Here is a 13,143-nt window from a genome sequence, read left to right on the forward strand (position 1 = left end):
ATTAAGTAGTGGGCTTGACCACCGGACGTATCCCGAAGTTCAGGACACGTTGATCAGTGGCGGGTCAGGGACCGAGCGTGTCTTTTGTGCTCTGGCGCTCCTGCTTAGCCAGTTGTAGATCCATGTATTCGTAAGCGATCCGTATCGCCTGGTCGGTATCGAACGCATCACCCGACAAGGCACCACGCAACCACAAACCGTCGATCAAAGCCGCCAGGCCGCGAGCTGCCTTGCGCGCATGGTAGAGCGGCAGGGCACGGCGGAACTGGCAACACAGGTTGGAATACAAGCGGTGGTCGTTGATCCGCTGCAACCTGTGCAAATCGGGCTGGTGCATGCTGGAGGCCCAGAAGGCCAACCAGGTTTTCATTGCCGGGCCGTTCACCTGGCTGGCATCGAAGTTGCCCTCGATGATCACTTTCAGGTGAGCGCGCGGGCTGTCGTCCGTCAGGGCCTGGCGGCGTGCTCGGACGCCTTCGTTGAGCATGCTCATGATGTAACCCATCGTCGCTGCGATCAGGCCGTTCTTGTCCCGAAAGTAGTGACTGATGATGCCGTTTGAAACACCGGCCAAACGGGCGATCAGCGCAATGCTGGCGTCCCCCATTCCGACCTGATCGACCGCTTGCAGCGTGGCTTCGATCAATTGCTGGCGGCGTATGGGTTGCATACCGACCTTGGGCATCTGATACCTCTCCTTAGGCCTGTCGGCGGGCGTATGACGCCGGTCGACTTGTGGGCCAGTCTATTTTGTTTTGATTGAACGTTCAATCAACAAAGAATAAGATCTGCGACAAATCGTCGCTGCCTGGGGAGGTTTTCCTACTCGCGGACGGCGGGAAAACGACCTCCGAAATAGCCCAAAACTTACACGTGGCATGGCGTGGACCGGCAAGAGTAAGGACGTGTTGAAGGGGCAGGACGCTCCGGGGAACAGACGACGAGCTGCAGGTTCGTCACTGACCTTGGATGCGGGTGCGCAACGCGGCTTTTGCGGTTTCGGGCTTTTTCGGGGTGTCTTTATATCACCCGATGATCGGCTGCCAACTAACCGATTGGTCGGGTGCGGTGTTGCCTTGTGTCCTTCTCTCGCACTGCCTGGAGCATCTGTGCAATGAGTTCTGCCTCTCTTATAAAGACCCCACCGGAGAAGGTGCGGGTCAACGGTTGGGTGTTCTACACCTCCACCGCGCTGATCCTGTTGTTGACCGCCATTCTGATCATCGCCCCGCAAGAGGCCGGCAGATTGCTGGGCATTGCCCAGGCCTGGTTGTCCCGCAGCTTCGGCTGGTACTACATGGTGGTGATCGCCGCCTACCTGGTGTTCGTGGTGGGCCTGGCGTTCTCCTCCTACGGCAAGCTCAAGCTGGGGACCAAGCAAGACACCCCGGACTTCAGCTACGGCGCCTGGGCCGGGATGCTGTTCTCCTCCGGCATCGGCATCTCGCTGCTGTACTTCGGTGCTTCCGAACCCCTGGACCACTACTTCAACCCGCCCGAAGGCGTACCCGGCAGCAACCTGGCGGCACGCCAGGCGCTGCAACTGACCTTCCTGCACTGGGGCCTGCACGGCTGGGCGATCTATGCGCTGGTGGGTTTGGCGGTGGCGTACTTCGCCTACCGGCATAATCAACCGCTGGCGCTGCGTTCGGCGTTGTACCCGCTGGTGGGCGAGCGCTGGGTCAAGGGCGCGGCCGGCCACGCGGTGGACGGTTTCGGCATGTTCGTGACCCTGCTGGGCCTGGTGACCAACCTCGGGATCGGCTCGATGCAGGTGTCTTCCGGCCTGGAAAACCTGTTCGGCATGGAGCACAGCAACACCAACCTGCTGATCGTGATCATCGTCATGAGCACCGTGGCCACCATCGCCGCCGTGTCCGGTGTGGAAAACGGCATTCGCCGCCTGTCCAACCTGAACATCGTGCTGTTCAGCGGCCTGTTGATCTTCGTCCTGCTGTTCGGTCCGACCCTGCACCTGCTCAACGGCTTCGTGCAGAACATCGGCGACTACCTCAACGGCGTGGTGCTCAAGACCTTCGACCTCTACGTGTACGAAGGCGACAACGCCAAGTCCGACCGCTGGCTGGGCCTGTGGACCCTGTTCTACTGGGCCTGGTGGATTTCCTGGGCCCCATTCGTGGGCATGTTCATTGCGCGCATCTCCCGCGGTCGCACCGTGCGTGAACTGGTGGCCGGCGTACTGCTGATTCCCCTGGGCTTCACCCTGGCCTGGCTGTCGGTCTTCGGCAACTCGGCCCTGGACCTGGTGGTCAATCAAGGGGCGGTGGAACTGGGCAAGACGGCCCTGGAACAACCGTCCATGGCGATCTACCAGCTGCTTGAACACTACCCGGCCTCGAAGATTGTCATCGGTGTCTCGATCTTCGTCGGCTTCGTGCTGTTCCTGACCCCTGCCGACTCCGGCGCGGTGATGATGGCCAACCTGTCCTGCAAGGGCGGCAACGTCGACGAAGACGCCCCGCACTGGCTGCGGATCTTCTGGTCGGTGGTGATCACCCTGGTGACCATCGGTCTGTTGTTTGCCGGCAACTTCGAAGCCATGCAGACCATGGTGGTGCTGGCCGGCCTGCCGTTCTCGGTGGTGCTGATCTGCTTCATGTTCGGCTTGCACAAGGCCATGCGCCAGGACGTGCAGATCGAACAGGAACAAGCGCAACTGGCCGAGCGCGGGCGTCGCGGTTTCAGCGAGCGCCTGAGCCAGCTGGACCTGCAACCGACCCAGTCGGTGGTCCAGCGCTACATGGACAAGCACATCAGCCCGGCCCTGCAGGAAGCTGCCGCGCAACTGCGCAACCTCGGCCATGAGGTGCAGACCAACCTGGGCAAGTCCAAGAACCTGTTGGGCCTGCGGGTGGAAATGGAGGAGGGCAATCCCTTCGTCTATGAAGTGAGCCTGGACGGCTACCTGGCGGCGCCGAGCGAATCGGCCCAGCCGGAAGGGGCGGACAGCGAAGTCCGTAGTCGTTTCTACCGCGCCGAGGTCTACCTGCACAACGGCAGCCAGGAATACGACTTGATGGGCTTCACCCAGGAGCAGATCACCCGTGACGTGCTCGATCAGTTCGAAAGCCATCGGCAGCTCCTCGGCCGTGTCTATAGCTGAGTGAAGTAGCGATCCGCTCCCGACGGAGCGGTTCCACCTGCTGTAGGAGCCGGCTTGCCGGCGAAGGCGCCCTCAAGGGCACTGCAAGGCTTCAGGGCCTGTTCGCTGGCAAGCCAGCTCCTACAGAAGGTGGTTGGTGGTTAAAGCAAAACGCCGCGATTGCTCGCGGCGTTTTTGTGTCTGCTGCTTAACCCAGGTTCTTGCCGAGCAGCGCGTGGTAGAGCTCGCTGTCGCCAAGGATGCCCACCACTTTCTGGTTGTCGTGGAGCACCAGTTTGTTGCCGGTCTGGTAGCGGATCTGCAGCGCGTCGCGCATGCCGATGTTGGAGTCCACCAGCGTCGGACGCCGGCCCAGTTCTTCCACGGACTGCCCCGGAACCCAGTTCTGCAGGTCCAAGTGCGAGCCATTGCGCCGCGCGCCCTTGATGGTGTTGCCTTCCGCCAGGTCGAGCCAGGAATCTCCACCCGGGTCCAGGCACACCGAGCCGTTGACCCGCTTGCAGTTGTCCAGGCTGCGCATCAGGCTGCGCCCGCAGAGCACGTTCAGCGGATTGGTGTGGGCGACGAAGGTGCGCACATAGTCGTCCGCAGGATTGAGCACGATCTCTTCCGGATTGCTGTACTGGATGATCCGCCCGTCTTTCATGATGGCGATGCGGCTCCCCAGTTTCAGGGCTTCGTCCAGGTCATGGCTGACGAAGACGATGGTCTTGCTCAACTTGCGTTGCAGCTCCAGCAGTTCGTCCTGCAGGCCCTGGCGGATCAGCGGGTCGAGGGCCGAGAAGGGTTCGTCCATCAGCAGGATGTCGGCGTCCATGGCCAGGGCGCGGGCCAGGCCGACCCGCTGCTGCATGCCGCCGGACAGTTCGTCGGGCTTCTTGTTGCGCCATTGGGTCAGGCCCACCAGTTCGAGCTTCTCGTCCACCAGCTTGCGCCGTTCCTTCTCGGGACGGCCCTGCATCTCCAGGCCGAAACTGATGTTCTCGCGCACCGTCAGCCAGGGCATCAGGGCGAACTTCTGGAACACCATGGCAATGCGCTTGGTGCGCATCATCTTCAGCTCGGCGGGGGTGCAGGAGGCAATGTCGATCTGCTTGCCTTCGTGTTCGACGAACAGCTTGCCGCGGCTCACGGTGTTGAGGCCGTTGATGCAGCGCAGCAGGCTGGACTTGCCGGAGCCGGAAAGGCCCATGAGAACGCAGATCTCGCCTTTCTGGATGTCCAGGCTGGCTTTTTCCACGCCGACGATCTGCCCGGTCTTTTTCAGGATCTCGTTGCGGGTCATGCCCTGGTCCAGCAGCTTGAGCGCCTCCCGAGGGTCCTTGGAGAAGATAACGTCTACGTTGTCGAAGCGGATTATGCTCATGCGTCACCCCCTACTTTGGCTTCAGGTTGTTTGCAGATACGGTCGAGCATGATCGCCAGCAGCACGATGGCCAGACCGGCTTCAAAGCCCAGGGCAATGTCGGCGGTATTGAGTGCGTTGACCACGGGTTTGCCCAGGCCGTCGGCGCCGACCAGGGCGGCAATCACCACCATCGACAGCGATAGCATGATGCACTGGGTGATGCCGGCGGCGATGCTCGGCATGGCGTGGGGCAACTCAATGCGCGACAACAACTGACGGCGCGAACAGCCAAAGGCCTTGCCCGCATCCATCAACTCTTGTGGAACATCGCGAATGCCCAGGTAGGTCAGGCGAATCGGCGCGGCGATGGCGAACACCACGGTGGAAATCAGGCCGGGCACCACCCCCAGGCCGAACAGGGTCAGGGTCGGGATCAGGTAGACGAAAGTGGGAACGGTCTGCATCAGGTCCAGGACCGGACGCATCATGGTGTAGAACAGCGGCTTGTGCGCGGCGACGATGCCCAGGGGCACACCGATCAGCACGCAGACCAGGGTGGCAAACAGCACCTGGGCCAGGGTTTCCATGGTTTCCTGCCAGTACCCCAGGTTGAGGATCAGCAGGAAGGAGAGCACGACGAAAACAGTCAGGCCCCATTTGCGCTGGATCAGGTGCGCCAGCAGGGCGATCAGGCCGATCAGGGCCAGGGGATTGAACCAGGTCAACGCGAACGTGACGCCGTGGATCATGGTTTCCAGGGTGGTAGCGATCGCGTCGAAGGTGCTGGCACCGTGTTTCGTCAACCACTCTACGAAAGCCGCGATGTACTGGCCCAGGGGGATTTTCTGATCAGTGAGCATGGTATTGAACGTCCGCATGCAAGGAAAAAACAGCCCGGGCGGGCAAGCCCGCCCGGCGTAAGCGATTACTGGGCAAGCTTGGCTTTCACGGCTTCCAGGCCAGGTTTACCGTCAATGGTGGTCACGCCGGCGAGCCAGGTATCGAGCACTTGTGGGTTTTTCTTCAGCCAGGCCTTGGCGGCCGCGTCAGGCTTCATCTTGTCGTCCAGCACGTTGCCCATCAGGGTGCTTTCCATGTTCAGGGTGAACGACAGGTTCTTCAGCAACTGGCCAACGTTGCTGCACTCGCTGGTGTAGCCCTTGCGGGTGTTGGTGTAGATGGTGGCCTGGCCGAAGTTGGGGCCGAAGTACTCGTCGCCCCCGGTCAGGTACTTCATCTTGAAGCGCGTGTTCATCGGGTGCGGTTCCCAGCCCAGGAACACCACCGCGGTGTCGCGTCGCTGAGCACGTTCGACCTGGGACAGCATGCCCGCCTCGCTGGACTCCACCACCTTGAAGCCGGCGTCCTTGAGGCCGAAGGCGTTCTTGTCGATCATCGTCTGGATGGTGCGGTTGCCATCGTTGCCCGGCTCGATGCCGTAGATCTTGCCGTCCAGCTCCTTCTTGAACTTGACGATGTCGGCGAAGTCTTTCAGGCCCTTGTCATACAGCGACTCGGGCACTGCCAGGGTGTACTTGGCGTTTTCCAGGTTGGCCCGCACGGTTTCCACGGTGCCGGCGTCGCGGTAGGGCTTGATGTCGTTTTCCATGGTCGGCATCCAGTTGCCGAGGAACACGTCCATGTTCTTGCCATCGGCCAGGGACTTGTAGGTCACCGGCACGGAAATCATCGTGGTCTTGGTCTTGTAGCCCAGGGCGTTGAGCACGACGCTGGTGGTGGCGGTGGTCACGGTGATATCGGTCCAGCCGACATCGGAGAAGTTTACGGTGCTGCATTGCTCCGGTTCTGCGGCGTGTGCCAGAAGCGGCAGACTCAGCATGGCGGCCAACAACAACGACGGGGAACCTTTCATAGGGGGGACTCCTGGATGTTTTTCTGGCGGCGTATGGACCGCGTTTATAAGTGTGGCGGTTGGTGTGCCGGGGACAGCTCTACCACCGTGCCTTGCAATCGAGTCGAGACTGATCATGTACCAGTGAAAAACTGTCGCCTACGGGGTGCGTCGTATCCAGTACAGGGAGGGTCGCATCCAGTGTCGGTGAGGTCGCTTACAGTGTTTCCGGGCATTTTTTCCTGCATCTGCACCGCAAAAAACGCCCAGAACCCGAGCCTCGCGCCAGGCGGCGTTGGTGGGCATGAGTGGGTCGGTGTCAGACGCCGCGAGTCGCTGTAAAAGCCTGATGATGCGCCCTTCTCGGCGGATTGCAGCTTGAGCGTAGCAGCTCCGTCAGAGGGCGTTTTCGACGCCTGGACTGTGCTCATCGAGGAGTTAAGCAGTAATGGCTATCAGTGTTTTCGACTTGTTCAAGATCGGCATCGGCCCCTCCAGTTCCCACACCGTCGGCCCCATGCGTGCCGCGGCGCTGTTCGTCCAGGCATTGAAGGAAAGGCACCTGCTGGAGCAGGTGCGGCGGGTCGAGGTGCAGTTGTTCGGCTCGCTGTCGGCCACCGGCATCGGCCATGGCAGCGACAACGCGGTGATCATGGGGCTGATGGGGGAGTGGCCGGACGCGATCGACCCTGCGCTGATCGGCCCGCGCATCCAGCAGCTGCGCGACAGCGACACCTTGCTGCTGGACGGGCGCCTGCCGGTTCCGTTCGTCTGGGCTCGGGACATGCGCCTCCTGGACGAGAACCTGCCCTTTCACCCCAACGCCATGACCCTGGTGGCAGAGGCGGAAGGCACGGAGCTGTACCGCGATACCTACTATTCAGTGGGCGGCGGTTTTGTCGTCGACCAGGCCCAGGCCAGCAGTGGCGTGGCGGACCTGGATCGCAGCGAGCTGCCTTATGACTTCTCCAGCGCGGTGGAACTGCTCAACCTGTGCCAGAAGCACAACCTGCGGGTTGCCGAGCTGATGCTGGCCAACGAGAAGGTCTGGCGTTCGGAGGAGGAAATCCGCAGCGGCCTGATGGCGCTGTGGCGCGCGATGCAGGATTGCGTGGAACAGGGGCTCAAGCACGAAGGCATCCTGCCCGGCGGGCTCAATGTGCGCAGGCGCGCGGCCAAGCTGCATCGCAGCCTGCAGGAACTGAACAAGCCCAATGTGATCGGCTCCACCTTGAGCGCCATGGAGTGGGTCAACCTGTTCGCCCTGGCGGTGAACGAGGAGAACGCCGCCGGTGGACGCATGGTCACCGCACCCACCAACGGCGCGGCGGGAATCATTCCGGCGGTGCTGCACTACTTCATGAAATTCAGCGAGGACGTGACTGACGCCAACGTGGTGGATTTCTTCCTCGGCGCGGCGGCCATCGGCATCCTGTGCAAGAAGAACGCTTCGATCTCCGGGGCCGAAGTCGGCTGCCAGGGCGAGGTGGGCTCGGCCTGCGCCATGGCGGCGGCGGGGCTGGCGGAGATTCTCGGGGCCAGCCCCGAGCAGTTGTGCAACGCCGCGGAAATCGGCCTGGAGCACAACCTGGGCCTGACCTGCGACCCGGTGGGCGGGCTGGTGCAGGTGCCCTGCATCGAGCGCAACGCGATTGCCGCGGTGAAGGCGATCAATGCCGCGCAGATGGCCTTGCGCGGTGACGGCCAGCACTTCATTTCCCTGGACCGGGTGATCCGCACCATGCGCGATACCGGCGCCGATATGCACGACAAATACAAAGAGACGTCCCGTGGCGGCCTGGCCGTGAGCGCGGTGGAATGCTGAGCCGCCCTCGCTGGCCAGTCGCATGCGAACCAGGGACGTCGGCGCGCGCAAATGGCTCACTCGGGCCACCGCGCGCCACCTTTTAGCGCGTCGCGAATAGACAAGTTGCCCGGTGCGCCGGCGGACCAGTCGGTGGGGCGGCGCGCTGTGCTTTGAGTGACACTCGCCGGCCTCGGCGCAACGCCTTGGCGGCCCAAGTGCTACCTAAGTGCTCACCGCTTTTGTCGGCGCCTGTGCGCCGCGCCTTTCGGCGCTTCTTATCCGCACATTGACAAGGGCTATATAGACGCGTCGCGACGTCGTTTTCAGGAGTTATTGAATGCCCATTCAACTTTAGGCATGGCAATTGCTCTGTGAATACCAAGCCCGCCTCCGAAGCGTCGCAGGGCACATAAAAAGAGCCTCCGCCTGAGGCCATCACCCGCTTTGTGTGAGGAGATATCGCGATGACGTCGTTCAACTCCGGGGCCCAACCCCAGAACCGTGCGCCTCAATCCATCGGCTTTCTGCTGCTGGACAATTTCACGCTGATTTCCCTGGCCTCCGCAGTCGAACCCCTGCGCATGGCCAACCAACTGTCCGGCCGCGAGCTGTATCGCTGGACCACCCTCAGCGTCGATGGCGGTCAGGTCTGGGCCAGTGACGGTCTGCAAATCACCCCCGACGCCTCCATGCACAAAGCCCCCAGCCTCGACACCGTGATCGTCTGCGGTGGCATCGGCATCCAGCGCACCGTGACCCGTGAACATGTGTCCTGGCTGCAAAGCCAGGCGCGCCAGTCCCGTCGCCTCGGCGCGGTGTGCACCGGCAGCTGGGCCCTGGCCTGCGCCGGCCTGCTGGACGGTTTCGATTGCAGCGTGCACTGGGAATGCCTGGCGTCGATGCAGGAAGCCTTTCCCCGGGTGGCCATGAGCACCCGCCTGTTCACCCTCGACCGCAACCGTTTCACCAGCTCCGGCGGCACCGCGCCACTGGACATGATGCTGCACCTGATCAGCCGCGATCATGGCCGTGAGTTGTCGGCGGCGATCTCGGAGATGTTCGTCTACGAGCGCATCCGCAACGAACAGGATCACCAGCGCGTGCCCCTCAAGCACATGCTCGGCACCAACCAGCCCAAGCTCCAGGAAATCGTCGCGCTGATGGAGGCCAACCTCGAAGAGCCGATCGATCTGGACGAGTTGGCGGTGTACGTCGCCGTGTCCCGGCGTCAGCTGGAGCGGCTGTTCCAGAAGTACCTGCATTGCTCGCCGTCGCGCTATTACCTCAAGCTGCGGCTGATCCGCGCGCGGCAACTGCTCAAGCAGACGCCGATGTCGATCATCGAAGTGGCCTCGGTCTGTGGTTTCGTCTCGACGCCGCACTTCTCCAAGTGCTACCGCGAGTACTTCGGCATTCCGCCCCGTGACGAGCGCATCGGTTCCAACACTACCCAGCAGGTGGCGATGATGCCGCTGCCGCAAGCCATGGTCCTGGCGCCGCTGTCCGGGCCGCTGTCGGCCCTGAGCCAGGCGCGCAACGAATCGACCTTCGCCAGCGTGCGCCTGTAGTCACAGGCGTTTCTTGAAATACACCACGCGCTCGGTTTCCTCGAAACCCAGCGCGTGGTGCAGGGTCTGGCTGGGCAGATTGTCCAGGCTGGTATCCGAGGCCAGCTCCACGCAGCCTTGTTGTCGTCCCCATGCAGCCACCTGCTCGATCAGCCGCTGGGCGATGCCCTGGCGGCGGGACTCGGGAGCCACATAGATCCCTTCGAGAAAGACCACCGGCGAGCTGTCGGTACCGTTGACGTAGTCGTGGCGCAACGCCGCCTCGGCCAGTCCTGCCGCCACCCCGTCTGCCCCATAGGCCAGCCAGCAGCCATAGCGCTGAGGTTCTGCCAGCATCTGGCGGATCTCCGCTTGGTGCTCTTGCGGCGGGCAGTCGGGCCATAGCTCCCGGCGCAATTGCAGCCAGTCGGACTGTTCGCTGAGGGTGCCGGATTGAATGCGGATCATGAGGAAATGGCCTGTGTCGGTGTGGGAAGAGCGGACTCTAGCAACCGACTCAGGCGTTGGGGACATTCACGCGCGCTTGTGCTGCAGGTATTCGGCCAGGGCCGGCAGCAACTGACGGTCGATGGCCTGGCGCACCGCCGGCAGAATGGTCGCATTGCCGGTGAGCATCTGCTCCACCATGCCCTTGAGCGCCTTGGCCCGCGCGTCGCTCAAACCCCTTACCGCACATTCGCAGGCCTGCTCGGCGCTGGCGCCTGCGGGCATTTCGAAACCCAGGGCCCGGAGTTGTCCCAGCAGGTCGTCCTGGTCAATCAGATCCGCATGCATCATGACTTTTATCCTTGTTCAGGGAGCGTGGTCGTCAACCGATTCTGGTAGGGCGTCCGGGTGGCGGCAAGGGCAGATTGTCGTGATGGCCCGTTTACCTATGAACAGGTCGTTTTCGGCTAACTCGGTGGCCTGGAGCCGGTTGTCGCGCTGCTATGGATCTGACTTGCATTTCAGATTTTTCCGCCTTGTTTGACCTGGCTCCTGGCGGCATAAGAGGTAGCGCAATGATTCAGGCGTTATCGCTGAACGCCATTCTCAAGGAGCAATCATCATGTCAGGGAAGCCCGCCGCACGAGCCACCGACCCCACCGCCTGCCCAATTCCCGGGCATGGCGTGAATCCCATCGTCAGTGGCTCGCCCGATGTCATTTTCGATGGATTACCCGTTGCTCGTGAGGGGGATCAGACGGCTTGTGGAGCGACCTTGACGGGTAACTTGATCAGCAATGTATTGGTCAACGGCCGACCTGTTGCCACCACGGATTCGCTGGGCAGCCACGGTAATGTGGTTATTGGTGGATCGGGAACGGTCATTATCGGAACTACAGTCACCGTTGCTGAATTCACTCCTATTGTTCCTCTGACGATTCAACAGTCATACAACGAACAGTTTGAGCTGCTGGATGCTGAAGGCGAACCGGTTCCCGGTTTTAGCTACAAGATTGTGACCCCGGGAGGGAAAATCTATCGGGGTGTAACGGACTCCAATGGATTGACGCAACGTGTTTTTACCAGCGCGAGTGAACTGCTTCGTATAGAACCGGATGATGTCGTTTAAGGAGTCGCTCATGAGTCAGATTGTGCTGGCTAACAATGTGCATGCTACTACCAGGGATGCAAACACTCGACAGCGCGTTGGTGTGACTACCAAGTATGTGAGGCGAGCGGATGATGAGGGAGGTTGGCTAGGTGTAAAGCCTATGTTTCCTTATGACTTTGATATGGTGTTTTTGTGTGAATATACAAAGTTAGCCGTATTGAGAGTTGATGGTAGGTATACGATTTTTAAAGTGCTTGATGGTAACGGGGAGTTTGTCGGTAAAGAAGTGGCGTTGAGTAACGGTAACGTCCCTTTATATATGTCTGATGTGGGGCCTGAACAAGTTGGGGCGGTAGTTAGGGTGAAGTATGCCGATTTACAAGAGAATGTTGAGTCAGATATTCAACGTGTGTCACTCCGCCAGCAATGGGCCAAAGCGAGCTTTGGCGGTTTGAATGCTCGGGTTACGCTTAACAGCATCTGGGATGGGAGGTACACGCCAATACCTCCTGGCAGGCATCGAATCATGGCGCCAGACTATTCTCATGCGCACATTAGTACTGAGGGTTATAGAAGTGCTCATCCTGGACAGGTTAACTGTACAGATGTCTGGTTTCCCATTGCATTGGAAGGGACGGTTGTTAATAGCACTCGATATATACACATTGGGCATGTTTCGGAAGGCTGTGTCACTTGCTATGAACTGATTAAATGGAATTTGCTATATGAGTACCTTATTAATAAGCGTGTTCCGGGTAGTAAAGGGAAGTTTGTTGGTGAATTGATTGTTGAGGAATGACGAGTGAAAATAATTCTTGCTGTATATTCTGCTTTTTTTCTGTTGGTGAACTCACAAGGCGTCTCGGCTTCGCCTGAGTGTGGGGATTTTCTGAGGACTATTACCAACCCGCCCAACACTATCGAGTTTGTCAGGTGTGAATCCAAGCCCAAGAGCCAAGGTGCGCCACTGAAAGCCATCTATCGAGTAGAAGGAAAAAATGCGCATAATGTAGAGCAGTATTTGCATCGTGAGTTGGGCGTGCAGGAAGAGCTGAAGTTTGTTTGCTGTATGTGGGAAGTAAGAGGTGAAACTTACTACGAAGATAAAAATACCGGTCTGGGATATCACGTCAGAATGGCTTCTGAGGAAACGATTCACAACAAAAGGGAGGAGTGGGATAAAATTGGATACTTTTATATTTCGGTTGTTCACTTGAGAGAGCCCCTTTGACGGAGTTCATACTTAAGGCCGGCTGTTCATTAGCTGATTGAATCCGTATTGTTCCTGCCCTTCCAACAAGTGGAATAATCCGACGCCGATTGAGCATCGTCGGCAGGGCCACCGCCCACTCGGAAACCATGGAGCTGTAGTCGATGAAAGCGTTGTTCAAGGGATGCCTGGCCGGTGTGTTGTGGATGTTATCCAGTGGTGCCTGGGCCGCTCCCGAGTGTGCCGACTTTCTGCGGGACGCCGCCGACCCACCGCAGGTTCTCGAGTTTGTCGGGTGTGAATCCGCACCGCAGTATCAAGGAGCACCGCTGACCGCCACCTATCGGGTTGAAGGCAGGCATGCCCATGAGGTGGAGCGCTATCTGCAACGTCTATCGGGAGAGGCGAGCTATTTGAAGTTTGTCTGCTGTGGCTGGGAAACAACGGGGTTCACCTACTACAGGGATAAAACCACCGGGCGCCGCTATCAGCTCGGCATGGGGTCCGAGGAGACGCCTTATAGCCGGCGCGAGCAGTGGGGCAAGATCGGCTATTTCTATGTGAGGGTGGTGCTGTATACGGAGGAGGTCTGAAGGACGCTGCTGACCCTTTTACCTATGAACACGTCGCTTTCGGCTAACTGGAGTCAGGGCCGAATCGGCAGACTGAACCCAGCTGGCGTCGTGATGGTTTGGTC

13 protein-coding genes are annotated in these 13,143 nt (G+C 60.1%); 7 read left to right on the top strand and 6 right to left on the bottom strand.

Annotation, left to right across the window (positions count from 1 at the left end; translation table 11 throughout):
* Positions 1 to 64 precede the first annotated feature (64 nt).
* Complete coding sequence (betI, locus tag L1O02_RS02315) at positions 65 to 685, bottom strand: transcriptional regulator BetI (protein ID WP_060841475.1); 621 nt, start codon at positions 683 to 685, stop codon at positions 65 to 67.
* Between the two features lie 486 nt (positions 686 to 1,171).
* On the opposite strand from betI, the gene L1O02_RS02320 reads away from it, so the two are divergent.
* Positions 1,172 to 3,124: a BCCT family transporter gene (locus tag L1O02_RS02320; RefSeq protein ID WP_233789252.1), complete on the top strand. Its 1,953-nt coding sequence runs from the start codon at positions 1,172 to 1,174 to the stop codon at positions 3,122 to 3,124.
* A gap of 187 nt (positions 3,125 to 3,311) precedes the next feature.
* Here the strand turns inward: L1O02_RS02320 and choV are convergent, their stop codons facing one another.
* The 3 genes from choV to L1O02_RS02335 all read right to left on the bottom strand — a co-directional run bounded on the left by choV (position 3,312) and on the right by L1O02_RS02335 (position 6,345).
* Positions 3,312 to 4,490, bottom strand: coding sequence for a choline ABC transporter ATP-binding protein (gene choV / locus L1O02_RS02325; RefSeq protein WP_060841473.1), 1,179 nt, complete (start codon positions 4,488 to 4,490; stop codon positions 3,312 to 3,314).
* Positions 4,487 to 5,332 carry a choline ABC transporter permease subunit gene (gene choW, locus L1O02_RS02330; RefSeq protein WP_060841472.1) on the bottom strand — a complete coding sequence of 282 codons (846 nt, stop codon included), beginning with the start codon at positions 5,330 to 5,332 and terminating at the stop codon, positions 4,487 to 4,489. Before choW ends, choV begins: the two co-directional genes overlap by 4 nt.
* Positions 5,333 to 5,397: 65 nt before the next feature.
* Positions 5,398 to 6,345 (bottom strand): choline ABC transporter substrate-binding protein, encoded by a 948-nt coding sequence (locus L1O02_RS02335; protein ID WP_060841471.1) that lies wholly within the window; start codon positions 6,343 to 6,345, stop codon positions 5,398 to 5,400.
* A 427-nt stretch (positions 6,346 to 6,772) separates the two neighbouring features.
* Here L1O02_RS02335 and L1O02_RS02340 point away from each other — a divergent pair, with 427 nt between their 5' ends.
* Positions 6,773 to 8,149, top strand: a complete 1,377-nt coding sequence (locus tag L1O02_RS02340) for an L-serine ammonia-lyase (RefSeq protein ID WP_060844842.1) — start codon at positions 6,773 to 6,775, stop codon at positions 8,147 to 8,149.
* Positions 8,150 to 8,595: 446 nt separating this feature from the next.
* Positions 8,596 to 9,699, top strand: a complete 1,104-nt coding sequence (locus L1O02_RS02345; RefSeq protein ID WP_060841469.1) for a GlxA family transcriptional regulator — start codon at positions 8,596 to 8,598, stop codon at positions 9,697 to 9,699.
* Here the strand turns inward: L1O02_RS02345 and aac(6') are convergent, their stop codons facing one another.
* The gene (aac(6'), locus tag L1O02_RS02350) at positions 9,700 to 10,146 is read right to left on the bottom strand and encodes an aminoglycoside 6'-N-acetyltransferase (protein WP_129405942.1); all 447 of its coding nucleotides are present in this window, start codon (positions 10,144 to 10,146) and stop codon (positions 9,700 to 9,702) included. It abuts the gene before it with no gap.
* Positions 10,147 to 10,212: 66 nt separating this feature from the next.
* Positions 10,213 to 10,476 carry a hypothetical protein gene (locus L1O02_RS02355; protein WP_016962894.1) on the bottom strand — a complete coding sequence of 88 codons (264 nt, stop codon included), beginning with the start codon at positions 10,474 to 10,476 and terminating at the stop codon, positions 10,213 to 10,215.
* Between the two features lie 271 nt (positions 10,477 to 10,747).
* Here L1O02_RS02355 and L1O02_RS02360 point away from each other — a divergent pair, with 271 nt between their 5' ends.
* The 4 genes from L1O02_RS02360 to L1O02_RS02375 all read left to right on the top strand — a co-directional run bounded on the left by L1O02_RS02360 (position 10,748) and on the right by L1O02_RS02375 (position 13,039).
* Entirely contained in the window at positions 10,748 to 11,254 is a 507-nt protein-coding gene (locus tag L1O02_RS02360) for a PAAR domain-containing protein (protein ID WP_108545101.1), read from the top strand.
* Positions 11,255 to 11,264: 10 nt separating this feature from the next.
* Positions 11,265 to 12,035, top strand: a complete 771-nt coding sequence (locus L1O02_RS02365; RefSeq protein WP_235759480.1) for a hypothetical protein — start codon at positions 11,265 to 11,267, stop codon at positions 12,033 to 12,035.
* A gap of 3 nt (positions 12,036 to 12,038) precedes the next feature.
* Positions 12,039 to 12,467, top strand: coding sequence for a DUF4952 domain-containing protein (locus tag L1O02_RS02370; RefSeq protein ID WP_108545103.1), 429 nt, complete (start codon positions 12,039 to 12,041; stop codon positions 12,465 to 12,467).
* Between the two features lie 143 nt (positions 12,468 to 12,610).
* On the top strand, positions 12,611 to 13,039 hold the full coding sequence (locus L1O02_RS02375) for a DUF4952 domain-containing protein (protein WP_108545104.1): 429 nt from the start codon (positions 12,611 to 12,613) through the stop codon (positions 13,037 to 13,039).
* Positions 13,040 to 13,143 lie beyond the last annotated feature (104 nt).

It is taken from the genome of Pseudomonas sp. BC42 (genome assembly GCF_021560055.1).
Classification (GTDB): Bacteria; Pseudomonadota; Gammaproteobacteria; order Pseudomonadales; family Pseudomonadaceae; genus Aquipseudomonas.

Coding starts and splice junctions, on each gene's coding strand:
- L1O02_RS02345 (WP_060841469.1), top strand. CDS start 8,596: ATGACGTCGTTCAACTCCGGGGCCCAACCCCAGAACCGTGCGCCTCAA.
- L1O02_RS02340 (WP_060844842.1), top strand. CDS start 6,773: ATGGCTATCAGTGTTTTCGACTTGTTCAAGATCGGCATCGGCCCCTCC.
- choV (WP_060841473.1), bottom strand. CDS start 4,490: ATGAGCATAATCCGCTTCGACAACGTAGACGTTATCTTCTCCAAGGAC.
- L1O02_RS02375 (WP_108545104.1), top strand. CDS start 12,611: ATGAAAGCGTTGTTCAAGGGATGCCTGGCCGGTGTGTTGTGGATGTTA.
- choW (WP_060841472.1), bottom strand. CDS start 5,332: ATGCTCACTGATCAGAAAATCCCCCTGGGCCAGTACATCGCGGCTTTC.
- L1O02_RS02335 (WP_060841471.1), bottom strand. CDS start 6,345: ATGAAAGGTTCCCCGTCGTTGTTGTTGGCCGCCATGCTGAGTCTGCCG.
- L1O02_RS02355 (WP_016962894.1), bottom strand. CDS start 10,476: ATGATGCATGCGGATCTGATTGACCAGGACGACCTGCTGGGACAACTC.
- L1O02_RS02365 (WP_235759480.1), top strand. CDS start 11,265: ATGAGTCAGATTGTGCTGGCTAACAATGTGCATGCTACTACCAGGGAT.
- betI (WP_060841475.1), bottom strand. CDS start 685: ATGCCCAAGGTCGGTATGCAACCCATACGCCGCCAGCAATTGATCGAA.
- L1O02_RS02360 (WP_108545101.1), top strand. CDS start 10,748: ATGTCAGGGAAGCCCGCCGCACGAGCCACCGACCCCACCGCCTGCCCA.